The 24,851-nt window shown below is 75.7% G+C and carries 20 protein-coding genes and 4 pseudogenes; 5 read left to right on the top strand and 19 right to left on the bottom strand.

Going from position 1 to position 24,851, the window contains the following annotated elements; all coding sequences use genetic code 11:
• Positions 1-23 precede the first annotated feature (23 nt).
• The 4 genes from SNE206_RS08455 to SNE206_RS08440 all read right to left on the bottom strand — a co-directional run bounded on the left by SNE206_RS08455 (position 24) and on the right by SNE206_RS08440 (position 4,942).
• Entirely contained in the window at positions 24-1,286 is a 1,263-nt protein-coding gene (locus SNE206_RS08455) for an ABC transporter permease (RefSeq protein WP_407912757.1), read from the bottom strand.
• A complete protein-coding gene (locus tag SNE206_RS08450; protein ID WP_407912756.1) occupies positions 1,286-1,966 on the bottom strand; it encodes an ABC transporter ATP-binding protein in 681 nt (226 codons plus the stop codon). The genes SNE206_RS08455 and SNE206_RS08450 overlap by 1 nt, the downstream gene beginning before the upstream one ends.
• Positions 1,963-3,447, bottom strand: a complete 1,485-nt coding sequence (locus tag SNE206_RS08445; protein ID WP_407912755.1) for a peptidoglycan-binding protein — start codon at positions 3,445-3,447, stop codon at positions 1,963-1,965. Before SNE206_RS08445 ends, SNE206_RS08450 begins: the two co-directional genes overlap by 4 nt.
• Before the next feature lie 268 nt (positions 3,448-3,715).
• Positions 3,716-4,942, bottom strand: a complete 1,227-nt coding sequence (locus SNE206_RS08440; RefSeq protein WP_407912754.1) for a benzoate/H(+) symporter BenE family transporter — start codon at positions 4,940-4,942, stop codon at positions 3,716-3,718.
• A gap of 259 nt (positions 4,943-5,201) precedes the next feature.
• Between SNE206_RS08440 and SNE206_RS08435 the strand changes: the two genes are divergently transcribed.
• Entirely contained in the window at positions 5,202-5,990 is a 789-nt protein-coding gene (locus SNE206_RS08435; protein ID WP_407912753.1) for a hypothetical protein, read from the top strand.
• A gap of 63 nt (positions 5,991-6,053) precedes the next feature.
• On the opposite strand, the gene SNE206_RS08430 is transcribed toward SNE206_RS08435, so the two are convergent.
• The 3 genes from SNE206_RS08430 to pdhA are packed head-to-tail and all read right to left on the bottom strand — an operon-like array spanning position 6,054 to position 9,656.
• Positions 6,054-7,517 carry a dihydrolipoamide acetyltransferase family protein gene (locus SNE206_RS08430; RefSeq protein WP_407912752.1) on the bottom strand — a complete coding sequence of 488 codons (1,464 nt, stop codon included), beginning with the start codon at positions 7,515-7,517 and terminating at the stop codon, positions 6,054-6,056.
• 13 nt (positions 7,518-7,530) lie between these two features.
• Complete coding sequence (locus tag SNE206_RS08425) at positions 7,531-8,505, bottom strand: alpha-ketoacid dehydrogenase subunit beta (protein WP_407912751.1); 975 nt, start codon at positions 8,503-8,505, stop codon at positions 7,531-7,533.
• Positions 8,505-9,656 carry a pyruvate dehydrogenase (acetyl-transferring) E1 component subunit alpha gene (gene pdhA, locus SNE206_RS08420; RefSeq protein ID WP_407912750.1) on the bottom strand — a complete coding sequence of 384 codons (1,152 nt, stop codon included), beginning with the start codon at positions 9,654-9,656 and terminating at the stop codon, positions 8,505-8,507. The genes SNE206_RS08425 and pdhA overlap by 1 nt, the downstream gene beginning before the upstream one ends.
• Positions 9,657-10,044: 388 nt before the next feature.
• On the opposite strand from pdhA, the gene SNE206_RS08415 reads away from it, so the two are divergent.
• The gene (locus tag SNE206_RS08415; protein WP_407912749.1) at positions 10,045-10,701 is read left to right on the top strand and encodes a response regulator; all 657 of its coding nucleotides are present in this window, start codon (positions 10,045-10,047) and stop codon (positions 10,699-10,701) included.
• A gap of 56 nt (positions 10,702-10,757) precedes the next feature.
• Positions 10,758-11,942 (top strand): phosphotransferase, encoded by a 1,185-nt coding sequence (locus SNE206_RS08410; RefSeq protein ID WP_407912748.1) that lies wholly within the window; start codon positions 10,758-10,760, stop codon positions 11,940-11,942.
• Between the two features lie 12 nt (positions 11,943-11,954).
• Here SNE206_RS08410 and SNE206_RS08405 read toward each other — a convergent pair whose 3' ends face one another.
• The 6 genes and pseudogenes from SNE206_RS08405 to SNE206_RS08380 form a co-directional block, all read right to left on the bottom strand.
• Complete coding sequence (locus tag SNE206_RS08405) at positions 11,955-13,637, bottom strand: protein kinase domain-containing protein (RefSeq protein ID WP_407912747.1); 1,683 nt, start codon at positions 13,635-13,637, stop codon at positions 11,955-11,957.
• A 111-nt stretch (positions 13,638-13,748) separates the two neighbouring features.
• Positions 13,749-15,188 (bottom strand): protein kinase domain-containing protein, encoded by a 1,440-nt coding sequence (locus tag SNE206_RS08400; RefSeq protein WP_407912950.1) that lies wholly within the window; start codon positions 15,186-15,188, stop codon positions 13,749-13,751.
• 189 nt (positions 15,189-15,377) lie between these two features.
• Positions 15,378-15,986, bottom strand: a complete 609-nt coding sequence (locus SNE206_RS08395) for a bacterial proteasome activator family protein (protein WP_407912746.1) — start codon at positions 15,984-15,986, stop codon at positions 15,378-15,380.
• A gap of 84 nt (positions 15,987-16,070) precedes the next feature.
• Entirely contained in the window at positions 16,071-17,039 is a 969-nt protein-coding gene (locus tag SNE206_RS08390; RefSeq protein ID WP_407912745.1) for a hypothetical protein, read from the bottom strand.
• 189 nt (positions 17,040-17,228) lie between these two features.
• Positions 17,229-18,209: an NAD(P)H-quinone oxidoreductase gene (locus tag SNE206_RS08385; RefSeq protein WP_407912744.1), complete on the bottom strand. Its 981-nt coding sequence runs from the start codon at positions 18,207-18,209 to the stop codon at positions 17,229-17,231.
• A 64-nt stretch (positions 18,210-18,273) separates the two neighbouring features.
• Positions 18,274-18,938 (bottom strand): annotated as a pseudogene (locus SNE206_RS08380) (potassium channel family protein); the annotation flags it as partial.
• Between the two features lie 92 nt (positions 18,939-19,030).
• On the opposite strand from SNE206_RS08380, the gene SNE206_RS08375 reads away from it, so the two are divergent.
• Positions 19,031-20,146, top strand: a complete 1,116-nt coding sequence (locus SNE206_RS08375; protein WP_407912743.1) for a potassium channel family protein — start codon at positions 19,031-19,033, stop codon at positions 20,144-20,146.
• 14 nt (positions 20,147-20,160) lie between these two features.
• Here SNE206_RS08375 and SNE206_RS08370 read toward each other — a convergent pair whose 3' ends face one another.
• From SNE206_RS08370 to SNE206_RS08350, 5 genes and pseudogenes are all read right to left on the bottom strand, one after another.
• Complete coding sequence (locus tag SNE206_RS08370; protein WP_407912742.1) at positions 20,161-21,387, bottom strand: molybdopterin molybdotransferase MoeA; 1,227 nt, start codon at positions 21,385-21,387, stop codon at positions 20,161-20,163.
• Positions 21,384-21,635: pseudogene (locus SNE206_RS08365) on the bottom strand (DUF6457 domain-containing protein); the annotation flags it as partial. The pseudogene SNE206_RS08365 and the gene SNE206_RS08370, both read right to left, overlap by 4 nt.
• Before the next feature lie 171 nt (positions 21,636-21,806).
• A pseudogene (locus SNE206_RS08360) lies at positions 21,807-22,378 on the bottom strand (molybdenum cofactor guanylyltransferase); the annotation flags it as partial.
• A gap of 40 nt (positions 22,379-22,418) precedes the next feature.
• Complete coding sequence (locus SNE206_RS08355) at positions 22,419-23,333, bottom strand: MBL fold metallo-hydrolase (protein ID WP_407912741.1); 915 nt, start codon at positions 23,331-23,333, stop codon at positions 22,419-22,421.
• Positions 23,334-23,489: 156 nt separating this feature from the next.
• Entirely contained in the window at positions 23,490-24,137 is a 648-nt protein-coding gene (locus SNE206_RS08350; protein ID WP_407912740.1) for an FMN-dependent NADH-azoreductase, read from the bottom strand.
• A 105-nt stretch (positions 24,138-24,242) separates the two neighbouring features.
• Here SNE206_RS08350 and SNE206_RS08345 point away from each other — a divergent pair, with 105 nt between their 5' ends.
• Entirely contained in the window at positions 24,243-24,602 is a 360-nt protein-coding gene (locus SNE206_RS08345) for a winged helix-turn-helix transcriptional regulator (protein WP_407912739.1), read from the top strand.
• A 106-nt stretch (positions 24,603-24,708) separates the two neighbouring features.
• Here SNE206_RS08345 and SNE206_RS08340 read toward each other — a convergent pair.
• Positions 24,709-24,851: pseudogene (locus SNE206_RS08340) on the bottom strand (dolichol-phosphate mannosyltransferase); the annotation flags it as partial.

Below are 24,851 nucleotides of genomic sequence, written 5' to 3'. Positions count from 1 at the left end.
GTACCGGCCGCGGCACCGGCCGCTCAGCCGCTGCGCAGCGCGGCGAGCGGGTCCGTCCGGGCCGCCCGGACGGCCGGGTAGAGGCCGGCGAGCACGCCGAGCGCGGCGCCGGCCAGCGGCGCCGGCAGGGTCGCCCACGGCTGCAGGACGGCCGTCCAGTCCCGGGCGGCGGCCACGGCCAGCACGGTCAGCACCCCGGCGCAGGTGCCGACGAGGCCGCCGAGCGCGCCGAGCACCGCCGACTCGGTGAGGAACTGCGCGGCGATGTGGTGCGTGCGCGCGCCCAGGGCGCGGCGCAGCCCGATCTCCGGGGTGCGCTCCACCACCGCCACCAGGGTGGTGCCGGTGATGCCCGCCGCGCCCACGGCCAGGCAGGTCGCGGCGAGCGCCAGGAGGAGTCCGGCCAGGTCGGCCCTGACGGGGTCGCGCAGGGTGCGCGGGTCCGGCGGGGCGGTGACGGTGAACCGGTCGGGGGCGTCCGGGCGCAGCGCCACGGCGAGCTGGCCGGCGACCACCGCGGCCGCACCGGCCCGGGTGGCGACCAGCAGGTGGGCGGCCCGGTCGGTGCCGGGGCCCGGGTTGCCGAAGCGGGCCAGCGCCGTCGAGCCGGGGATGATCAGACCGGGCCGGGGGTCGGGCAGCCGTGCGGTGTCCTCGTACACGCCGATCACGGTGTAGGGCAGTCCGTCGATGAAGATCGCGGGCTGTGCGTCCAGCCGGTGCACCCCCAGGCGGGTGGCGGCCGCCGTGCTGAGCAGCACGACCGGCAGTTCGGCCGACTGCGCGTACCGGTCGAGGGTCACCCCGGCGGTCAGCGCGGGGTGCATCGCGGCGACCGCGCCCGGGCTGGCCGCGATCAGCGCCAGGTCCGGCGCCAGGTCCGGCGCCGCGGGCCCGCCGGCCGGCGAGGCGGAGATCCGCAGGTGCTCCGCCGGGATGCGCCACCAGACGCCTGCCGCGGTCACGCCCTCGATCCGGCCGGCCCGGGCGTCGGCGTCGGTGGGGAAGCCGGACTGCGGGTTGGCACCGGGCGGCACGCCGTCCGTCACCGGGTGGTCGGCCACGGTGACGGTGGTCGCCTCCGTCAGGTCGAACCGGGCGCCGATCTGCCCGGACGCAGTCGCCGCCAGCCCCAGCACGGCGACGGACGCACCGATGCCGAGCACGGTGCCGAGCATCGTGAGGGCCGAACGCCCCGGCCGCCGCAGCACCCCCGCCAGGGCCTCGGACACGATGTCGCGCGGGCCGAACCGGGAGGGCGGCCCGGGCAGCACCGTCCTGGCCATCAGGCCGCCGCCGGCTCGGCGAGGCGGCCGTCGCCGATGTGCACCACCCGCCCGGCCCGGACGGCCACCGCCGGGTCGTGGGTGATCACGACCAGGGTGCGGCCGTCGTCGTGCAGACCCGTCAGGAGCTCCAGCACCACCGCGGCGGCGGCGGAGTCCAGGTTGCCGGTCGGCTCGTCGCACAGCAGCAGGCTCGGCCGGTTGACCAGCGCCCGGGCGACGGCGACCCGCTGCCGCTCGCCGCCGGAGAGCGTGGTGGGCAGCGCGTCCAGCCGGTGGCCCAGGCCGACGCGGCGCAGTGCCGCACGGGCCGCCGGCCCGCGGTCCGGCCACGGGGTGCGGTTGTAGACCTGGGCGAGCAGCACGTTCTCCTCCGCGGTGCGGTGCGGCAGCAGGTGGAACGACTGGAAGACGAAGCCGATCCGGCTCCCGCGCAGGGTGGAGCGGTCCCGGTCGGACAGCCCTCCGGTGTCGATGCCGTCCAGCAGGTAGCGGCCGCAGCTCGGGGTGTCGAGCAGGCCCAGCAGGTGCAGCAGGGTCGACTTGCCCGAGCCGGACGGCCCGGTGACCGCCACGTACTCGCCCTGCCGCACCACCAGGTCGCACGGGTGGAGCGCGGTGACCGGCGGCGGGCCCGCGAAGGTGCGGCCGATGCCGTCGAGGCGGACCACCTCGCTCACCGGCCCACCACCACCGGGTCGTTCGCCTGGAGCTGCGCGGTCTGCACCGGGGTCACCGCCACCTGGCCGTTGGCGTTGACGCCCGTGGTCACCGGCACGGTGATCCGCCGGCCGAGGGAGTCGATCCGGGTGACCGCCGTACGCCCGGAGGCGTCGGTGAAGACGGCGGCGACCGGCACGCTGAGCACCGGTTCGGCGGTGGCGCTGCGCGCCACCGTGATCCGCACGTTCTGCCCGTCGAACGCGGCCGGCAGCGGCTCGGCCGGTTCGATCCGCAGCGGCACGTACGCCGGGACCTGCGGGTCCGGCCCCGGGGAGGCCCCGGCCGCGCCGCCGGCGGGCGGGGCGGCCGCACCGGCCGCGGCCCCGCCGATCGGGACGACCCGGCCGACCGGAGGTGCGGTGGTCGGGGTGCCCACCTCGGCGACCCGTCCCTTGACCGTGGTGCCGGTCGCCTCGGAGAGGATCTCCACCGCCATGCCCGCCCGGATCCCCGGCGCCTGGCCCGGGGGCAGCTCCCCGGTGACCACCAGGTCACCGGCGGCCAGCGAGAGCAGGGCGCCGGTCACCGGCGCACCGACCGGCGCGTTGACCGCGGTGACGACGGCGGGCAGGGCGGGCACGAACACCACCTCGCCGGCCGGCACCGTCGGCCCGTCGAGCGCCTGCGCCTCGGCCAGTGCCGCCGTGTCGTCGGCCAGCCGCGCGCGGGCCTCGGCGAGCTGCCCGGCGGGCACCGCGGCGGTCCCTTCGGCCGACCCTGCCGGTGCGGCGGCCTGCTGCGCCGTCAGCGCGTCGACCTGGCGCCGGTCCGCCTCGACCGCCTGGCGGGCGGCGTCGACCGCCTGGCGGGCCGCCGGGCCCGCGGTCGGCGCCTGGCGGCCGAGTCCGCGGTAGTAGGCGGTCACCGCTGCGGCCGTGCCCGGCCCGTAGTCGCCCTCGTCGTCCGCGCCGCGCCCGTGCCCGAGGTCGGCCAGCGCGGCCTGCAGCTGAGCCACGTCCGGCCCGCTGCTGCCGGGCCTGAGGTCGCGGTAGGCCGGGACGGCGCCGTGCAGCACGACGAGCGGCCGGCCGGAGACCTCCGCGAGCAGCTGACCGTTCTCCACTCGGTCGCCGGCCTTCACGGCCAGCGCGGAGACGTAGAGCTGGGTGATCTCGGCCGAGGTCGGCACCGGGGTGACGTCGTAGCGGGTGGGCGGGTGGACCTGGCCGCGGACGACGGTGGACCTGGTCAGCACCTGCATCGTCGCCTGCGCCGTCAGCAGGGTGTCCGGCGGCGGGGCGGTGCCGGCGGCCCGCTCGGCGGGCGAGGTGACGAATGCGGCGGCGGCGAGGCCGCCGCAGGCCACCAGCGCGGCGGCCGCCGCCGTCGCGAGGAGCGCCCGGCGGCGCCGGGTCGTCGGCGACCGGCCGGCCGGCGCGGTGTCCTCCGGCTCGTCCGGGTCGCATTCCTGCCCCGGTTCACTGATCAGGTCGCTCAACGCCAGTCCCCAGCCGTTCACCGCCGCTCGTCGGACGGATTTCCACGTGCACCGGAGCGATTGATGCGCCTTCCCCACCGCAGCCCGGGCCGAGCCGCCCCAGCGTCGCACGGGGCCCGTCGCCCCCCGTGGTGCGACAGCACCGAATCCGGCCCGGGCACCCGTCTCCCGCAGCGAATTCCACCATTCGGGTCACTCCGCCGGGCGGCGTACGGGCACGGCCGGCCCGCCGCCTCAGGAGCGGGACGGCACCGGGACGAGGGCGCCCTCAGCGCCGCCGGAAGGTCAGGACGGCGTGCGTGGCCACGCCGAGCAGCAGCCCCCAGAAGGGTGCGCCGATGCCGAACAGCGTCATGCCCGAGGCGGTGGCCAGGAAGGTGACGACCGCGCCGTCCCGGCCGCGCTCGTCGGCGACCGCCGCGGCCAGGCTGCCCTGGAAGGAGGCCAGCAGGGCCACTCCGGCGATCACCGCGATCAGCACGTGCGGAAGCCCGGTGAAGAGGCTGACCAGCACCCCGCCGAAGCTGCCCACCACCAGGTAGAGCACGCCGGCGGACATCCCGGCGACGTACCGGCGGCGCGGGTCGGGGTGGCTCTCCTCGCTGGTGCAGATCGCGGCGGTGATCGCCGCCAGGTTGACCCCCGGGGAGCCGAACGGGGCGAGCAGCACCGACAGCCCGCCGGTCGCCCCGACCAGCAGCCGGTCGTCCGGCCGGTAGCCCGAGGCCCGCATGATGCCGAGGCCGGGGGCGTTCTGCGAGGCCAGCGCCACGATGGTGAGCGGCAGCGCCAGGCCCACGGCCGCCGCCCAGGAGAAGGCGGGCACGGTGAGCACCGGCCGGGTGGGGCCGCCCGATCCGACGTGCAGCGGCAGGCCGACGGTCGCGGCCGCGAGCACGGCGCCGGCCACCAGGGCCAGCGGCACGGCGTACCGGGGGACGAACCGCTTGGCGCCCAGGAACGCGGCGAAGGAGCCGAGCACCAGCACGGGGGCACCGTGCAGCTCGGTGAAGATGCCGGCCCCGAAGGTGAAGAGGATGCCGGCCAGCATGGCGTTGACGATCCCGACCGGGATCGCGCGGACGAGCCGCCCGAACAGCCCGGTGACACCGAACACCGCCACCGCGGCCGAGCTCAGCACGAAGGCCCCGACCGCCTCCCGGTACGGGTACGCCCCGAGGCTGCCCACCAGGAGCGCCGCGCCGGGGGTGGACCAGGCGGTGATCACCGGGGTCCGGGTCCACCAGCTGAGGAAGAGGCAGGTCAGGCCGCTGCCGATCGACACCGCCCAGATCCACGACGCGGTGTGCGCCTGGTCGAGCCGGCCGGCCGCCGCCGCGGCGAGCACCACCACCAGCGGGCCGGAGAACGACACGGCGATGCAGACGAGCCCGGCGAGCAGGGCGGGCAGCGAGACGTCGCGCCGGAGCGACGGCGGGTACTCGGACGGGATGGCGGCGGACTCGACCTGCACCGCTGTCTGATGATCGGACATGCCGAGCAGTATCGCGGAGGGCCGCCGGAACCCCGGAGGAATTCTCCGGGACAAGGCCCGGCCCGACGGGACGGCCCGGCACGGGCGCGGGGAGCGCGCCGCAGGCGCGATCCGCGGGCCAGGACGACATCTTGCCCGCGCTCCCCCCGTGACCGGCCGGATCGTGCGTCAATGGGGTGAAGGCTCGGCGCGGGAGGCCGGGGCCGCTGCACCGGACACCTTCGCCTGCACATTGCCGCACCATGCCCTGGGGGCTGCCATGCGAACGTCCGCCGTCTCCCGCCCCGCCCGCCGCGCCGCCGTCGTCGCCGCGGCCGCCCTGACCGTCGGCGCGGTCCTGCCCGTCCTCTCCGCCGGCACCGCTCGGGCAGCCTGCGGCGACACGCCGCCCGCGGCGGCCTCCCCGGCACCACGGCACACCACGGACCCCGTCGCGGGCTTCGTCCCCCCGCTGCCGGAGACCGCCGCACCGGGCGGCCCGGCCGTGGAGATCGCGCTGGAGCAGGCGAACTTCACCGGCGCGCCGTACGAGCGGCTGGCGCCGCAGCTCGCGCTGTTCGCCTCGGAGTCCTCGGCGGAACCGGGCCGGCTGGTGAACCTGCAGCCGGAGGACGTCACGGTCGAGGTGATGCGGCAGGGCGCGTGGCAGCAACTGCCGGTGCACCAGGGGTGCGACCCGACGCTGACCGTCGACACCTCGTCCGTCGCCGAACCGGTGCCGGACGGTCAGGCCCACCGCTACCTCTTCCGGCTGGCGCTCACGGCGTCCCTGCCGGCGGAGCTGACGCGGATCGACGTCCTCGGCGGGCCGGGCGTCGCGGGCGGCACCGCGTCGTTCACCCTCACGGTCGAACGGTCCGCGGCGGACGCCGCGCCGGCTGCGGCGGCGGCACCGGCCGGGGCGGTGCCGGTCGGCACGGCGCCGGTCGCGTCGGTGACCGGTGCCGCAGCGGCGCCCTCCCTGGCCGGGTTCGGCGTCGTCACCGGGTCGGCGGTGCTGGCCGCCGGGTCCGGGGCCCTGCTGGTGCGGCGCTCGCGGCGCCGCTGAGCAAGAGAACGCCGCGGCCCCGCCCCCTCGCGAGGGGGCGGGGCCGCGGCGTTCCCGGGGCGGTCAGCCCCAGGTGATGAGGCGCTTGGGGTGTTCCAGGATCGCGGCGGTGTCCGCGAGCACCCGGGAGCCGAGTTCGCCGTCGACCAGGCGGTGGTCGAAGGAGAGCGCGAGGGTGGTGACCTGACGCGGCACCACCTTGCCCTTGTGCACCCACGGCATCGCCCGGACCGCGCCGACGGCGAGGATGGCCGCCTCGCCGGGGTTGAGGATGGGCGTGCCGGTGTCGACACCGAAGACGCCGACGTTGGTGATGGTGATCGAGCCGCCCTGCATGTCCGCGGGCGCGGTCCTGCCCTCGCGGGCGGTGTCGACGAGTTCGCCGAGCGCGACCGCGAGCTGGGTCAGGCTCCGCGCGCCCGCGTCCTTGATGTTGGGCACGATCAGGCCGCGCGGCGTGGCGGCCGCGATGCCGAGGTTGATCCGGCCCTTGAGGACGATCTCCTGGGCGGCCTCGTCCCAGCTGGCGTTGACCGCCGGGTGCCGCTTGACCGCGGTGAGCAGCGCCTTGGCGACGAGCAGCAGCGGGCTGACCCGGACGCCGGGGCCGAGTTCGCCGCTCTCCTTGAGCCGCCGGACGAGCTTCATCGTGCGCGTCACGTCGACCTGGACGAACTCCGTGACGTGCGGAGCGGTGAAGGCCGACGAGACCATCGCCGACGCGATCGCCTTGCGCACGCCCTTCACGGGGATGCGGACGTCCTCCGCGCCGCTCGCGACGGCCACCGGGAGGGCGGCCGCGGGAGCGGTGTCGGCGGGCGCAGCAGCGACGGCGGCGGGCGCGACGGCCTCGGCCGGCTCCTGCACCGGGGCGACCGGGGCGACCGCGGCGTGCACGTCCTCCCGGGTGATCACACCGGCGGGACCGGTCGGGACGACCGTCCGCAGGTCGACGCCGAGGTCCTTGGCGAGCTTGCGGACCGGCGGCTTGGCGAGCGGCCGCTCCCCCGCCTGGGCGGGCAGCACGGCCGGAGCGGCCGGGGCCGGAGCGACCGGAGCCGCCGGGGCCGGAGATGTTTCACGTGAAACCGGTGCCGCCGCGGCAGCGGGGGCGGCCGGCACGCGGCGGGCCCGGCGCTGGGCGCCGCCGGTGCGCGGCCCGTAGCCGACGAGCACCTCCCGGCGCTCGGGCACGGCCTCCGCCTCGGCGCCCGCCGAAGCCGCGGCCGCGGGTGCTGCGGCGGCGGGGGCGGGTGCGGCCGGGGCGGCACCCGCGACGGCGACCGCGATGATCGCGGTGCCGACGTCGACGGTGGAGCCCTCCGGGAAGAAGAGCGCTTCGACGACCCCGGTGAAGGGGATCGGCAGCTCGACCGCCGCCTTGGCGGTCTCGACCTCGCAGACGACCTGCCCGTCGGTGACGGTGTCGCCCGGCTTGACGTACCAGGAGAGGATCTCGGCCTCGGTGAGGCCCTCGCCCACGTCGGGCATGCGGAACTCGCGGAGCGAGCGTACTTCGGTGGTCATGGCGTCGCCCCTCTCAGTACGCGAGCGCGCGGTCGACGGCGTCGAGCACCCGGTCGAGGTCGGGCAGGAACGCCTCCTCGACACGGGACGGCGGGTACGGCGCGAAGTAGCCGCCGACCCGCAGGACCGGCGCCTCCAGGTGGTAGAAGCACCGCTCGGTGAGCCGGGCGGCGAGTTCGGCGCCCATGCCCAGGAAGACCGGTGCCTCGTGCACGACGATGCCGCGGCCGGTCCGCTTGACCGACTCCTCCAGCGTGGCGAAGTCGACCGGGGAGAGCGAGCGCAGGTCGACGACCTCCAGGCTGCGGCCGTCCTCCTGGGCCGCCGCGGCGGCCTCCTGGCAGACCTTCACCATCGGGCCGTACGTGATCAGCGTGGCGTCGGTGCCCGGGCGCACGATGCGCGCGGAGTGCAGGGACAGGTCGGAGGCGTCGCCGACATCGCCCTTGTCCCAGTAGCGCCGCTTGGGCTCCAGGAAGATCACCGGGTCGTCGGAGGCCACGGCCTCGCGCAGCATCCAGTGCGCGTCGTGCGCGTTGGACGGGGTGACGACCTTGAGGCCGGCGGTGTGCGCGAAGTACGCCTCGTGGGACTCGCTGTGGTGCTCCACCGCGCCGATGCCGCCGCCGTAGGGCATGCGGACGGTGATCGGGAGCTTCACGTTCCCGAGCGAGCGGGCGTGCATCTTGGCGAGCTGCGAGACGATCTGGTCGAAGGCCGGGTAGACGAAGCCGTCGAACTGGATCTCCACCACGGGGCGGTAGCCGCGCAGGGCCAGGCCGATGGCGGTGCCCATGATGCCGGACTCGGCGAGCGGGCTGTCGATGACCCGGTCCTCGCCGAAGTCCTTCTGCAGGCCGTCCGTGATGCGGAAGACGCCGCCGAGCTTGCCGATGTCCTCGCCCATGAGGAGGGTCTTCGGGTCGCTCTCCAGCGACCGGCGCAGGGCGTCGTTGAGCGCCTTCGCGATGCTGAGCCGCTCTGCCATCAGTGGTTCTCCCCGCCCTCGAAAGAGGCCGCGTAGGCCACGTACTCGGCCCGCTCCTCGTCCACCAGGCCGTGCGGCTCCGCGTAGACGTGGTCGAAGATCAGTGTCGGATCCGGGTCGGGCATGGAGCGCACGCCCTCGCGGACCCGCAGGCCGAGCGCCTCGCTCTCGGCCTCGACGCCCGCGAAGAACGCGTCGTCGGCGAAGCCCTCCTTGTCCAGGTGGGCCTTGAGGCGGGTGATCGGGTCCTTGGCCTTCCAGGCCTCGGTCTCCTCCGCGAGCCGGTAACGGGTCGGGTCGTCGGAGGTGGTGTGCGCGCCCATGCGGTAGGTGAACGCCTCGACGAGCACCGGGCCGTTGCCGCTGCGGGCGTGGTCGAGCGCCCAGCGGGTCACGGCGAGGCAGGCCAGCACGTCGTTGCCGTCCACCCGCACGCCGGGGAAGCCGAAGCCGGAGGCGCGGCGGTAGAGCGGGATGCGGGTCTGGTTGGTGGTGGGCTCGGAGATCGCCCACTGGTTGTTCTGGCAGAAGAACACCACGGGCGAGTTGTAGACCGCGGCGAAGGTGAACGCCTCGCTGACGTCGCCCTGGCTGGAGGCGCCGTCGCCGAAGTAGGCGATCACCGCGTCGTCCGCGCCGTCCTTGGTGATGCCCATCGCGTAGCCGGTCGCGTGCAGGGTCTGCGAGCCGATGACGATGGTGTAGAGGTGGAAGTTCTTCTCGTTCGGATCCCAGCCGCCGTGGTTCACGCCGCGGAACATGCCGAGCAGGTTCAGCGGGTCGACGTCGCGGCACCAGGCGACGCCGTGCTCGCGGTAGGTCGGGAAGGCGTAGTCGCCGGGGCGCATGGCCCGGCCCGAGCCGACCTGGGCCGCCTCCTGGCCGAGCAGCGAGGCCCACAGGCCGAGCTCGCCCTGCCGCTGCAGCAGGGTGGCCTCGGCGTCGAAGCGCCGGACCAGCACCAGGTCGCGGTAGAGCGCCCGGAGCTCGTCGGCGTCGACGGTCAGCGGGAACTCCGGGTTCTCGACCCGGTCGCCCTCCGGCGTGAGCAGCTGTACGAGTTCCGGCGCGGCGTCCGTGCCTGCGCGGAGGTTGTCAGGGACGCCGGGGGCGGCCTTCTTGCGCGCCCTCGCCGTGCTTTTGACGGTCACGTTCACTCCTCGGTCTGTCCGGCCGCCCGGGGTCGCCGGTGACCGGTCCGGTCACCTCCGGGCAAGGCGCGCTGGGTGTGCGCACCGGCTGCACGGCAGGTGGTGATCCTTTTCCGACGGCGTCCCTCACGAGAACGTTACCCAGCGCCGCCCCGTGGTGCGCCTGCGCTAGGACGTCCTACTTGTTCCGTGCGAGAGCCGCGGATGTGGTACGGGTCTCACGCTCGGCGCCGTCAGGACACCAGCGCACGGTATCCGGGCAGAGCTCTCCGCGTAAGGGGGTAGCGGGCATCGATTCGGTGTCCGCGATGCGGGCGTTCGTCCGGACCGTCCTCCGGGCCCGGCCGGGCGCAGGCAGGTCGGCACGGTGGCGTGGAAGGATTCGACCATGACTGGAAACGGACATATCAGGGTATTCCTCCTCGACGACCACGAGGTGGTCCGCCGGGGCGTGCACGACCTGCTCTCCACCGAGGACGACATCGAGGTGGTCGGCGAGGCCGGTACGGCGGCCGAGGCCCTCGCCCGCATCCCGGCCGTCACGCCGGACGTGGCCGTCCTGGACGTCCGGCTCCCGGACGGCAACGGCGTGGAGGTGTGCCGCGAGGTGCGCTCCCGCAGTCCCGAGGTGCGCTGCCTGATGCTGACCTCGTTCTCGGACGACGAGGCGCTCTTCGACTCGATCATGGCCGGCGCCTCCGGGTACGTCCTCAAGGCGATCCGCGGGACGGACCTGATCACCGCCGTCCGCGACGTCGCCGCCGGCCGGTCGCTGCTCGACCCGGTGGCCACCAGCCGCGTGCTGGAGCGCCTCCGCGAGGGCGGCGGGAAGGAGGACGAGCGGCTCGCCCGGCTGACGAAGCAGGAGCGGCGCATCCTCGACCTGATCGGCGAGGGGATGACCAACCGGCAGATCGGCAACGAGCTCCACCTGGCCGAGAAGACGGTCAAGAACTACGTGTCCAGCCTCCTCGCCAAGATGGGCATGGAGCGCCGCACCCAGGCCGCCGCGTACGTGGCGCGGAGCCGCCCGGCCGACCGCTGAAGCAGATCGCTGACGATCTGTCAAGCACCCCTTCCGGACAACACTACGCTCACTCCGTGATCCCCAGCCCGGCGTCCCCGCCCCACGTCCGCAGGGACGGTACGACCCTCGCCCTCGCCCGCACCCGTGCCGTCCCCGCCGCCCGGTCCGCCAGGACCGTCCGGCGGCCCCGCCCGGCCGGCGCCCCCGCCCGGCCCGACCCGACCGCACCGCCGCTCGGCACGCTCAGCCCGCCCGTCCCGTCCGCCGTGCTGGCCGCGGTGCTCGGCACGTACCGGACGGCTCCGCCCGTCTCCGTCCAGCCCGTGGCCGAGGGCCTGCTCAACCGCGGTTACCTGGTCACCACGGCGGACGCCCGCTACTTCCTGAAGTGCTACGTCGACCGCGCGACCGCCTCCCGGACGGCCGTGACCGCCCAGCACCGCGCGACGGCCGCGCTGCACGCCCGCGGACTGCCCGTGACGCCGCCGCTGGCGGGCCGGGACGGCTGCACCGTGACCACCCGCCGCGGCCGGCTCTTCGCGCTGTACCCCTGGGTGGAGGGCGCCCACCGGCACGGCGACGCGCTCGACCACCCGCAGTGCGCCGACCTGGGTGCCCTGCTGGGCCGGCTGCACGGCGCCCTCGTCGAGGCCTGCGGGCCCGTCCGGCAGCCCGCCGGGCGGCTCGCCGCCGACCCGGAGGAGACCGGCGCACTGGTCGCCGACCTGCGCCGGCGCATCGGGCCGCGGCCGGTCCCGGGGTCCTTCGACGCGCTCGCCGCGGAGCACCTCGGCGAACGCCTCGACCTGCTGGCGCAGCACGGCCGGCGCCGGCCGGGCCCCGACGAGGCCCCGCCCACCGGCTGGACGCACGGCGACTTCCATGGGCTCAACCTGCTCCACCGGGACGGACGCGTCACGGCCGTCCTCGACTGGGACAAGCTCGGCCTGCACCCCACCGCCGAGGAGGCGGTGCGCGCCGCCACCCTGGTCTTCAACGACCGCACCACCGGGGTGCTCGACCTCTGCCGGGTGCGGGCCTACGCGCGGGCCTACCGCGCCGAGGCGGCGGCCGGGCCGCCGGTGCTCGCCGCCGCCGTGCACCGGGTCTGGTGGGAGCGGCTGAACGACCTCTGGATGCTCCAGTGGCACTACCAGCGCGGGGACCACCGGGCCGACCCGCTCTTCCCCGCGGCCGCCGGCCAACTGCGCTGGTGGTGCGAGGAGTACGAGCAGGTGCTCGACGCCTTCACCAACTGACCGGTCAGTTGGTCAGCCCGTGGGTTCGGCCGTCGCGGTCGGCGTCGGGGTCGGGGTCGGGGTGTCGCTCGGCGGCGGCGTCGTCTTCGTCTCGGTCGGCGTGGGCGTCGGCGACGCGGTGTCGGTGGCCGAGGCCGAGGCCGACGGCGAGGCCGAGGCGCTCGGGCTGCCGGAGGGCTGGCGCGAACCGCTGAACGTCTCGCTCGGCCGGGAGGTGTCGACCTCCGAGGGCGTGCTGGTCGGCAGGGTCGGCTGGTCGGTCGGCCCGGCGGTGTCGACCGGCGCCGTGCTCTGGGTCGGGTTCGGGCCGGGGCCGTTGCCGCCGCCGTTGTTGTTGTTGAGCGCCAGGGCGATCCCGATGGACGCGGCCACCAGCACCGCCAGGACGCCCAGCACCCAGCGCCACGGGCTGCGCCCCGGCTCCGGCTCGTAGTCGTCCGGGCCGTCGCCGCCCCCGCCGTAGCCCGGGCCGACCGGCGGGTAGCCGCCGGACGGCGTCGAGTACGGCGTGGTGACCTGGTACGGGAGTGCCGTGGTCGGGTCGGCCGGGGCGGCCTGGCCGACCGGCTCGGTCATCGCGGTGCCGCCGCTCGGTGTGCCCGGGTATCCGGCGGCGCCGCCGTGGCCGCCCTGTCCGGCGGCGGCCAGCCCGGCCGCCGCGGCGGCCGCGGCCGCGGATCCGGCCGTGTAGCCGGCGCCCTGTTCGCCGTGCATGGTGCGCAGCGCGTGCTGGAGGTGCGCGCGGAACTCGTCCGCGGTCTGGAAGCGGTCGTCGGGGTTCTTGGCGAGCGAGCGCAGCACGAGGTCGTCGAGCCCGGCCGGTACCCGGCCGTTGGCGCGGGACGGCGGCACCGGCATGTCCTGGACGTGCTGGTAGACGACCGACAGCGGCGTCTCCCCGGTGAACGGCGGGCGCAGCGCCAGCAGTTCGTACAGCATGCAGCCGGCCGCGTAGAGGTCGGAGCGGTGGTCGACGGAGCGGCCGAGGGCCTGCTCGGGCGACAGGTACTGCGGGGTGCCCATGACCATGCCGGTCTGCGTCATGGTGCTCGCGGCGCCGGTGAGCGCGCGGGCGATGCCGAAGTCCATCACCTTGACGGCGCCGCCGGTCGTGATGATCACGTTGGCGGGCTTGATGTCGCGGTGGACGATGCCGTGCCGGTGGCTGTAGGCGAGGGCCTCCAGCACGCCGGCGATGATGATCAGCGCCTGGTCGACCGGCGGCGCCTCCTCGTCGACGAGGAGTTCGCGGACCGTCCGGCCCTCGACCAGTTCCATGACGATGTACGGCGTGGACTCGCCGTCCAGCACCTCCTCGCCGGTGTCGTAGACCGCCACGATCGAGTGGTGGTTGAGGGCGGCGACCGCGTGGGCCTCGCGCGTGAAGCGGAGGCGGGCGATGTCGTCCTCGGCGAGGTCGGCGCGGAGGAGCTTCACGGCCACGGTGCGGCCGAGGCGGACGTCCTGGGCGGCGAAGACCTCGGCCATGCCGCCGCGGCCGAGCCGGCCGGTGATCTGGTAGCGGCCGTCACCGAGCGTGCCGAGCACGGCCTTCGTGCCGCGGAACGGCGTCTGCCCGGACCGGCCCGACAGCACCTTCGTCTCCGCGGTCTCCGGCCCGGTGCCCGCCGCGTCCTCGGTGGAGGCCTCGACGTCCGTGTCCTCGCCGTCGTCGGGCCGCTCGGTCTGTGCCATCGCTCCTCGCCCCGGGCCCTCGCTCGGCGCGTAGTCGCCCTGTCGGTTACGTCCTGTGAAACGCTACCGCTTCGGCCCGGTCACCGTGGAACGGAAAGCCGGGCCGATGCCTCAGTGCCGACCGTCCCGGGGGAGTTCCCCCGCGACGGCCGCGGAGCGCGCCGACGACGAGCTGCTGCCGTAGTCGGTTCCCTTGTTCTGCTCGCCCTTGACCGCCGCAATCATCACGATGATGCCCGCGAGCAGGATCACGCCGAAAATCACACCGACGACGACGAGGGCCGTCGAGCACCCCGCGTTGTTGTTCGGCGCCTGCGGCTTGGCGACGAACGGGCGCTGCTGGGAGGGCATCGGACCGGTCGGGTGGGCCTGCTGCGGGAAGGGGCGCGGCGTCTGCAGCGGCTGGGGGAACGGCTGCGGCGTGTGCAGCGGCTGCGGGAACGGCTGCGGGGTGTGCGGTGCCTGCGGGAAGGGCTGCGGCGTGTGCGGTGCCTGCGGGTACGGCGGAGGCGTGCTCACCTGCGGCTGGTAGGGCTGCTGGACCTGCGGCGCGGGTGTCCGGATGTCGCCGCTCACCTGCGGGAAGTTGGTCAGCGACGGCGCGGCGCTCACCGAGCGCGGGCCCTCGCCGATCACCAGCGGGGTGGACGCCTGCAGGGGTGCGCCACCGGCCTGCGTGGCGGAGTTGACCCGCTCGACCTCGTCGCGCATCGCCTCCGCGGTCGGGAAGCGGTGCGCCGGGTCCTTGCGCAGCGCCCGCTCGACCAGGGCGTCGACCGCGGGGGTCACCGCCCGGTTGATCGTGGACGGCGCCGGCGGCGGCTCCTGCACGTGCTTGTACGCGATCGAGAAGGCCGAGTCGCCGTCGAACGGCAGGCCGCCGGTGAGCAGCTCGAAGAGCATGCAGCCCACCGAGTACAGGTCGGAGCGCGCGTCGACGCTCTTGCCGAGCGCCTGCTCGGGCGAGAGGTACTGCGGGGTGCCGACGACCATGCCGGTCTGGGTCATCGACGTGACGCCGGACTGCAGGGCGCGGGCGATGCCGAAGTCCATGACCTTGACGACGCCCTTGGTGTTGACCATGACGTTGCCCGGCTTGATGTCGCGGTGCACGAGGCCCTGGTCGTGCGAGGCCTCCAGCGCCGACAGCACCGCCGCGGTGATCTTCAGCGCCCGGTCGGTGGGCATCGCGCCGTGCTGGGCGACCGCCTCGTTGAGCACGTCGCGCAGGGCCTTGCCCTCGACGTACTCCATGACGATGTACGGCGTGGCCGCACCGTCGGCGGCCACGTCCTCGCCGCTGTCGTACACCTGCACGATGTTGATGTGCTGGAGCCGGGCGACGGCCTGCGCCTCGCGGCGGAAGCGCTCCTTGAACGAGGCCTCCCGGCCGAGTTCGGTGTGCAGGGTCTTCACGGCGACCTGACGGTCCAGCACGGTGTCGTACGCCAGGTGCACGGAGGCCATGCCGCCCTGCCCGAGCAGGCGCTGCAGCACGTACCGACCGTTGCCCAGGGCGTGGCCCTCGGCCGTGGTGGCGTCCTCGCTCATGTCCCCCTGCTTCCAGGTGTCGTCCGGCATGCCGGTCCCGCGGTCCCGCGGACCGCCGGCCCCCGCCGGTGGCGCGTCGGCCGCACGGCAGGGGCCCAGGGTATCGGCTCGCACCGACGTCATCGGGTGCAGGGGCACAGCTGTGTCCGGCCTGCAACGCGGTTGCCGAACACCTGCGACACACAGGGGTTACAGGTACGGGCCCGAACGGATTCCGCGGCCCGGCCCGAACTCCTCCTCACCCGGTTCGGCGCCCTGCAGACCGGGCGGCAGGGCTCGCCGCATCTGCTCCAACTGCGCCCGGGCCGCCATCTGCTGGGCGAAGAGCGCGGTCTGGATGCCGTGGAACAGCCCCTCCAGCCAGCCGACCAGCTGGGCCTGGGCGATGCGCAGCTCGGCCTCGGTGGGGATGGTGTCCTCGGTGAAGGGCAGGGAGAGGCGTTCGAGCTCCTCCACCAGCTCGGGGGCGAGCCCGAGCTCCAACTCCTTGATCGAGCTCGCGTGGATGTCCTTGAGCCGGGCACGGCTGGCCTCGTCGAGAGGAGCCGCCCGGACCTCCTCCAGCAGTTGCTTGATCATGCTGCCGATCCGCATGACCTTGGCCGGCTGCTCGACCATCTCGGTCACCGGCAGTTCGCGCGGCTCGAACTGGTCGTCACCGCGGCCGAAGCCTCCCGGAACGGCACCGACGGGCATGCCGTCGGGGCCGACGATCAGCACCTTCGGGTTGTCGTCCGGCTGCCCGTCCGACGCCTCGTAGGCCTGCTGCGGAGAGCGCTCGTTCATCGGGTTCGTCATGCCAGGCATTCTCCCCCACCGGGCGTGGCGCCGGGAGGCCCCGGGGATCTTGCCGGGCCGGAACAGGCCGTCCGGCGGGCCCGGTCAGCCCCGGCGCAGCCGCAGGCCGACGAGCGCGAGTCCGCAGCCGATGAGGGTCAGCCCCGCACCGAGCGGCAGCTGCCGGGTGGACGCGTCGGACCAGCGCAGCGGCGCGGCGAGCCCGGTCGCGGCCGGCGGCACGGCGTCCGCGGCGACGGTGGCGGCGGGCTCCTCCGCGGGCGTGCCGGACGTGCCGGACGCACCGGGTCCGTCGGGGAGGACGGCGGCGGGGGTCTCGGCGGCCGGAGCGGGCCCGTGCCGGTCGAGCGCCGCGGCGGATCCGCTCCGGTCGTGCGGGCCGGCGGCGGAGTGCGCGGCCTTCGGCCGGACGGCGACGGTGGTGGCGACGGCGGCGGCCGAGGACGGAGCCGCCGGTGCGGTGGACGCCGCCGCCTCGTCGTCGCAGGGCTCCTCGGCGGGGGCCTCCGCCGCGCCGGCACCGGCATCGGCGGGTTCCTCCGCCGGCTGCTGGGCGGCGCCGGCGGACGGCCCGGACCCAGGTTGCTGCGCCGGCCCCTGGCCGGGGCCGGAGTCGGGTTCCGGCACGGTGGCCGGGGAGTGCGGGCGCGGCCCGGAGGGGAGGCCGGACATGCCGGAACCCCCCGACGGCGACGAGAACGGCCCGGGCAGGCCGAGGCCGGGTATGCCGTCGGGCAGGCCGGTGCCGGGCGCGGCCGGGTCCGGCACGCCCGGGTCCGGTACGCCGTGGCCGGCCGCGCCGGCGGTGGTCGCGCCGGGACCGGGGAGGGCGGACGCCGCCTGCTGGACGGCCCCTTCGACGGCTTCGTGCACCTCGTGCGGGACGGTCCGCCCCGGCGTGTGCAGGCCGGGGGGCGTACCGGCCTGACCGGCCGGGGCCGGGGCCGCCAGCAGTAGCGGCAGGGCGATGCCCGCACCGGTGACGGCGGCCCAGCGGCGGGTGGAGGGGAGCGCGGACGAGAGGGCGCGGAACGCGTACGGAAGTGCAGCCACAGCGGGAAGTCCTTCCGACGAGCGGTCGCACGAGGGCACGACCGGCGGCGGGACAGCTCCGCACCAGAGTCACACAATCCGACAATCCGGGCATGTCGTACACCCACGCTCCGCGCCGCCGCACACCGCCGCCACGGTCGGCCCCGCCCCCGCACCACCGGCGTCACCCCGCCGGAGCGGCCCGCCCGGTCAGCCCACCCGCAGCACGACCTTGCCGACGTGACCGCTCCGCTCGACCAGCCGGTGCGCCTCGGCCGCGTCCTCGACCGGCAGCACCCCGTGCACCACCGGCCGCACCACGCCGGACTCCACCAGCGGCCACACGTGCTCGCGCACCGCGGCGACGATCGCCGCCTTCTCCTCCAGCGGGCGTCCGCGCAGGTTGGTCGCCACCACCGCGGCCCGCTTGCGCAGCAGCGAGTTGAGGTCGATCTCGCCCTTGACGCCGCCCTGAAGGCCGATGATCACCAGACGCCCGTTGACGGCCAGCGCGTCCACGTTCCGCTGCAGGTACCGGGCACCCATGATGTCGAGGATCACGTCCGCGCCGCCCCCGCCGGTGGCCTCCCGCAGGGCCTCGACGAAGTCCTGCTCCCGGTAGTCGATCAGCACGTCCGCACCGAGCTCGGCACACCGCGCCAGCTTCTCCCGGCTGCCCGCCGTCACCGCCACCCGCGCCCCGACCGCCTTCGCCAGCTGGATCGCCATCGTGCCGATGCCGCTGGCACCGCCGTGCACCAGCACCGTCTCGCCGGGGCGCAGCTGCGCCAGCATGAAGACGTTCGACCAGACCGTGCACGCCACCTCGGGCAGCGCCGCGGCCTGCTCCGCGTCCAGGCCGGCGGGCCTCGGCAGCAGCTGGCCCGTCGGCACGACCACCCGCTGCGCGTAACCGCCGCCGGTGAGCAGCGCGCACACCTCGTCGCCCACGGCCCAGCCCGCGACGTTCGGGCCCACGGCGGCGATCCGGCCCGCGCACTCCAGGCCCGGGTAGGGCGAGGAGCCGGGCGGGGGCTCGTAGAAGCCCTGCCGCTGGAGCAGGTCGGCGCGGTTGACGGCACTGGCCGCGACCTCGACGAGGACCTCGCCCGCGCCCGGTTCCGGGTCGGGCACCTCGGCCCAGGTCAGTACCTCGGGGCCGCCCGGCCGGGGAATGGTGATGGCTCGCATGCCGCCACGCTACGCGGGACGCCCCCGCCTGCGGCGGGCGGCCCGCCGGGCACCGCCCCCGCCGTCAGCCGCCGCTGACCGACCGTTGGATGGCGATGACCCGGTCGGTGATCTGCAGCACCGCGACCTCGGGGTTCGTGTAGTTGAGCACCCGGCGGCCGCGGACGACCGCCACGACGAGGTCCTCGCACGCCCGCGGGCTGTGCCCCGCCTCCGCCCGCGTGACCGGGCGTTCGACCAGGTCGAGGCTGCGGCCGACGGTCAGCAGGTCCTCCATGACGGCGCCCGCGTGCGGGCTGAGGATCGACATGCCGAGCAGGCGCCCCGCCGAACTCGAACTCGTCACGACGACGTCGGCGCCGCTCTGGCGCAGCAGCGGCGCGTTCTCGTCCTCGCGGACGGCGGCGACCAGCACCGCCGCGGAGTTCAGCTGGCGGGCCGTCAGGGCGACCAGCACCGCGGTGTCGTCGCGGTCCGGGGCGATCACCACCTTCTCCGCACGCGGCAGTTCGGCCCGGAGCAGCGTGTCCGTGCGGGTGGCGTCGCCCAGCACCCCGGACAGGCCGTCCCGGTTGGCGTGGTCGATCGCCTTGCGCTGCGGGTCGACGACCACGATCGACTCCTTGCGGACCCCCTGGCCGAGCAGCGCGGTGACCGCGGCACGGCCCTTGGTGCCGTACCCGACGACGACGGTGTGCTCCCGCACGGACGCCTCCAGCGCTCTGCCCGACCCGGACGGCACGGCGCCGCCGGGAGCCGACCCTATCGCCGCGGACCGCACGACCTGCGTGTGGCGGTGGCCCCGGAGGGCGCGCCCCGCCATGCTGGTCCGCGTGAATCACGGTACAGAGCCCTCCGGAACGCACGGCAGGATCCCGCGGCGGCGCCGCCGCGCGGAGCGGCACGAGGAGAGCGGGGTGGAGTCGGGCGGCCGGGTGTCGCTGCCCACCCGCACCGCTCCCCCGCCCATGCGCCAGGTGTCGCGGCGGCTGCTGCTCGCCCTGGCCGTGCTGATCGCGACCACCCTGACGGTCTGGCTCGACCGCGGCGGCTACAAGGACAGCGCCGACTCCGCGGTCGACTTCCTGGACGCCGCCTACTACGCCACCGTCACCCTCTCGACCACGGGCTACGGCGACATCACCCCGGTCAGCGACAGCGCCCGGCTGGTCAACATCCTGGTGATCACACCGCTGCGGGTGCTCTTCCTGATCATCCTGGTCGGCACCACCCTGGAGGTGCTCACCGAACGCACCCGCCAGCAGTGGCGGATCGGACGCTGGCGGTCGACCGTCAGCGACCACACCGTGGTGATCGGGTACGGCACCAAGGGCCGCGCCGCGGTCACCGCGCTGCTCGGCCAGGGCGTCCACAAGGAGTCGATCGTGGTCGTCGACCCGCAGCAGAAGGTCGTCGACCAGGCCTCCCTGGACGGGCTGGTCGGCGTCGTCGGGGACGGCACCCGCAGCGAGACCCTGCAGCGCGCCGAACTCCCCCGCGCCGCCCGCATCGTGGTGGCTCCGGAGCGCGACGACACCGCGGTGCTCGTCACCCTCACGGCCCGCCAGCTCAACAAGGCCGCCACCGTCGTCGCCGCCGTCCGCGAGGACGAGAACGCGCCGCTGCTGCGGCAGAGCGGCGCCGACGTCGTCGTGACGAGTTCGAGTTCGGCGGGGCGCCTGCTCGGCATGTCGATCCTCAGCCCGCACGCGGGCGCCGTCATGGAGGACCTGCTGACGTACGGCAGCGGCCTCGACGTGTCGGAGCGGCCGGTCACGGCGGCCGAGGCGGGACGCAGCCCGCGGGAGTGCGAGGACCTCGTCGTGGCGGTCGTCCGCGGCCGGCAGGTGCTCGCCTACACCGACCCGGAGGCTGCGGCGCTTCGCCCGGCCGACCGGCTCATCGTCATCCGCGACGCCGTCCACCACCAGGTCTGACGGGCCCGGCCGGGTCACGGCAGGGCGAGCACCTCCGCCGGGCCGCCCGCCCGGACCCCGCCCGGCGGCACCACGGCGACGGCCTCCGCGACCGCGAGGCCGCGCAGCATCGCCGGTCCGTCGAACGGCAGCGGCACCAGGCCGTCGGCGGTCCGCACCACCGGCACCAGCCGGGTGTCCGCGGGGTGCCCCGGCAGGTCGACGGCGGCGCTCTCGGTGCGGCGGCGCGGCGCCGGCCGGCCGGCCAGTGCGTGCAGCAGGGGCAGTGCCAGGGTGAGCGCCCCGGCCGCGGCGGCCAGCGGGTTGCCGGGCAGCCCGACCAGGTGGCCGCCGCCGGGCAGCGCCGCGAGCAGCATGGGGTGCCCGGGCCGTACGGCGACACCGTCGACCAGCAGCCGGGCCCCTTCCCCGGCCAGCACGGGGTGCAGGAAGTCCGCCGGGCCGGAAGCCGTACCGCCGGTGGTGACGACCACGTCGGCGGACGCGTGCCGGACGGCGTCGCGCAGCAGCGCCCGGTCGTCGCCGATCCGGCGGCAGCCGGTGACCTCGGCCCCCGCGGCGGCCAGCCACGGCGGCAGCAGCGGGCCCAGGGCGTCCCGCACCCGGCCGGGGCCCGGCACGCCGGAGTCCTGGAGCTCGTCGCCGAGGAGGAGCAGCTCGACGGTCGGCCGGCGGCGCACCGTCAGCCGGTCGTGGCCCGCGGCGGCGGCCAGGCCGAGCACCGCCGCGGTCACGGGGGTGCCGGCGGGCAGCAGCACCTCGCCGCGGCGGCACTCCTGGCCGCGCGGCCGGACGTCCTGCCCCGGCCCGACCTGCCCGTGCAGCAGGCCGTGCACGAGCCGCCCGTGCTCGCGGCGCAGCACGCCGGTCGCACCGGGCGGCAGCTGCGCACCGGTGGCGATCTCCACCGCGCAGCCGTCGGCCAGCGGGGCGGGGGTGCTGCCGGCCAGCAGGCGCCCGGCCGACCGCCACGGCCCGGGGCCGGCGACGGCCCAGCCGTCCATGGCGGAGGTGTCGAAGCCCGGCAGGTCGGTGACGGCGGTGAGCGGTTCGGCGAGGGTGCGGCCGAGGGCTGCCGCCGGCTCCACCTGCTCGGCCGGGAGCGGCGCCGGGGCGGCCCGGCGGGCCTCCCGGCGGGCCTCCGGCCACGGGCGGTCACGGGCGGGGCCGGGTGCGCCGGGTGCGCCGGGTGCGCCGGTCTCGGCGGCGGGGCCGTCCACGCGGGCCAGGCCGCCGTTCACGGCCCCTCCGGCGGGGCGTCGGCCACCCAGCGGTCGGCGAGGGCCCGGGCCCGGGCGGAGGCCTCGGCGACGGCTTCGGGGCCGCCGCCGCGGGCCGCGGCCGCGTACCCCACCAGGAAGGCGGTCAGCGGCGCACCGGGCCGGGCGACCCCGTGCGCGACCACCCGGGCCAGGTCGAGCAGGCCCGGTACGTCGACGTCGAGGTCGATGCCCAGCTCGGTGCAGACCTCGGTGATCCAGTCATCCAGCGTGCGCTCCATGGCCCCATGCTGCCCGATGGCCGTTCCGCGGGCGGTGGCGCCACCGTGAGCGGGGCGCTTCGTTTCGCTCACCGCCGGGGGACGCCCGTGGTGAGCAGGGGCTGCGTACCCGGTCCGCACGGGCCCGGCGGGCTCAGGGCGGGACGGGCTCAGGGCCGGGCGGCGCGGGCCCGCGCGAGCGCGAGGTCGTCCCAGGTGTCGCAGTCGAGGGCGACCGCTCCGGTGTCGGGCACCCGGACGGTCCGCAGTCCACCGGTCAGCCGGCGCAGGGGGCGGTGCGCGGGGGTGCCGAGCGCGGCCAGGGCCGCCCGGAGGGCGTCCGTCCGGTAGGCGGCGGTGAGGGGCTGGTCGCGGCCGTCCGCGTCGACCAGCACGGCGGCCTGCGCCTGCGGGTCGTCGTCGAGGGCGGCGAGCAGCCGCCGCAGGGTGGCCGGGTCGAGGAAGGGCAGGTCGGCGGCGAGCAGCAGCACCCGTCCGGCGGTCACCTCGGCCAGGCCGGCGGCGACCGCGGCGACCGGCCCGCCGCCCGCCGGTTCCTCGCGGGCCCACCGCACGCCCGGCCGGGCGACCGGACGGGCGGGACCGACCACCACGGTGGTGCGGGCACCGGCGCAGGCGTCGAGCACCCGGTCGAGCAGCGTACGGCCGCCGACCTCCAGGCCGGGCTTGTCCGCGCCGCCGAGCCGTCCTGCGGCGCCCCCGGCGGGCACGATCACGTCGAAGACCGTCATGCGGCCAGTATCCGCCGGTGCGGCGGGGCCCGTCCGGGTTTCAGTCCTCGTCGACGATCTCCGCGTCGACGATCTCGCCGTCCTCGGGCGGGGCCGTGTTGGCGGCGGCACCGAGCTCCAGGATGGCGGGCAGGGTGAGGGCGCCGTAGCGCTCGTTCATGGCCGCGGCGAGCGCCTCGGCGTCGTGCGGGTGCGCGGCGAGCGCCCGGTCGAAGTCCTGGAGGTACTCGCCGGTGAAGGAGAGCACCCGCAGCGCGTCGTCGTCGGCACCCGGGGCGCGGTGCCCGGCGACGACCCGGTCGACGCCGAGGTCGGCGATCCGGGCGAGGTTGTGGGCCCAGTCGATCCGCCGGTACGGGTCGGTGTCGGCCGTCCACACGTGGGTGCCGTTGTAGACGAAGTCGCCCGCCAGCACGGTGCGGATGCCGGGGACGTGCACGATCGTGGAGTCCTCGCAGTCGCCCTGGCCGAGCGGCAGCACGTGGATCAGCTGCTGGTCGACCATCAGCGGCTGCGGCAGCAGCGGGGCCGGCAGCAGCGGCTGGTCGGGGATGTCGTCGCCGTAGACCGGCTTCCACTCGGCGACCTTGGCGGCACCGGTGCGGGCGATGCCGTCCACCACGCCCGGGGCGGCCAGCAGCCGCGCGCCGGGGAAGAGGCGCAGCACCTCCTCGGCCCCGAAGTAGTGGTCCGGGTGGCGGTGGGTGACGACGATGGCGAGGAGCGTGCGTCCCTTGCCGGCGATCCACTCGGCGAGTTCGCGGCCGGCGCTGCGGGTGAGCTGGGCGTCGACGAGGATCGCGGTGCTCACGCCCATGATCAGCGTGGAGGTGGCGAAGAAGGCGCTCTCCGGCCCGGTGAAGACGTCGATCTCCAGCGGGGGCGGCGACGGGTGGCCCGGCCCGGGGACCGCGCGGTCGGGTCCGGCGGTCTCGTCGGGCGGGTTGGGCGTCACGTCGGCTCCCTCGTCGGCGCGGCGGGCCCGGACGGGCCGCTCGTCGCGCACCAGCTTGGGCGGTGGGGAGCCGGATCGCCGGTCAGGCGCGCCCGGGAGGGTGGCCTCGGCCACCGCCCGGGCGCGACCGGTTCGCCCCCGCACCACGGCCTCCGGTCAGGCCGGGACGCCTGCGCCGACGGCCTGGGCGCGGGCGGCGGCGTCGACGAGCGCCTGCGCCTTGGAGGCGTCGGCCAGGTCGGTGAACTCGGCCATCGCCGGGTTGACGCGGGCCAGCGTGAACTCGGGCACCACGAAGTCGACCTCCAGGGCGAGCATGCCGGTCAGCACCTTCTCCAGGTACGTGGTGACGAACTCGAAGCTCTCGCGGGGCGTGCCCGGCCCGTACGCGCCGCCGCGGGAGGAGACCACGGTGACCGGGGTGCCGGCCGCCGAGGGCTGCTCGCCGGCGCTGCGGCCCATGAGGATCACCTGGTCCAGCCACGCCTTGAGGCTGGAGGGGATCGTGAAGTTGTACATCGGGGTGCCGATCACCACGGCGTCGGCCTGCTCCAGCTCGGAGATCAGGCGGTCGCGGAGGTCGTGCGCCTCCTGCTGCTCGGGGCTGCGGTGCTCGGCCGGGACGAAGCCCGCGGTGATCCCGGCGGCGTCGAGGTGCGGCAGGGGCTCGGCGGCGAGGTCGCGGTAGATCACGGTGGCGCCGGGGTTGGCGGCCTCCCAGGCGGCCCGGTAGGCGGCACTGACCTCGCGGGAGACGGAACCCTCGGAGAGCGCGGACGAGTCGATGTGCAGCAGCGTGGGCATCAGAGCATCCCTTTCGATAGTTGCTGCAATATTCTCTGCAGCTGCCAAAACAGTAGCAGCTTACTTTTCTATAGTCACTGGCGCCGGGGCAGTACGCTGGACCCCATGACCCAGGAATCGGCACCGCCGCACCCCGCGTGCACCGGGGTGGACGTCACCATCACCCGGGTCTTCGCACTCCTCGGCAAACGCTGGACCGGCCTCGTCGTCGCCGTCCTCGCGCACGGCCCCGGCCACTTCTCCGAGCTGCGCCGCGCCATCCCCGGCATCAGCGAACGGATGCTCTCCGACCGTCTCACCGAACTCGCCGAAGCCGGCCTCGTCGTCCGCGAGGTCGAGGCCGGCCCGCCGCTGCGCGTCCGCTACCGCCTCACCGAATCCGGCTGCGCCCTCGGCCCCGCCATGGCGGAGCTGCGCAGCTGGGCCGAGCAGTACCTGCCCCCGACACCCCCCGGCGTCTGCTGACGCCCAGGACACGCGGAGCGCCCCGGACACGCAGAACGCCCCGGCGCCGCGGGCCGACGGAATCGTCGTCCCTGCAGCGCCGGGGCGTTCCCGGGTGGGGTGGGTGTCAGGTGGTGCGGTTCCTGCGGGTGATCTTGTCGATGCGGGCGCCGATGCCCCAGGCGGTGACGCGCCAGAGGGCTTCGACGACGATGTTGCGGCTCATCTTGGAGGCGCCGTGTTCGCGTTCGACGAAGGTGATGGGGACTT

The sequence above is a fragment of the Kitasatospora sp. NE20-6 genome (assembly GCF_045862635.1).
This window is presented reverse-complemented; position numbering and strand designations above follow the sequence as displayed.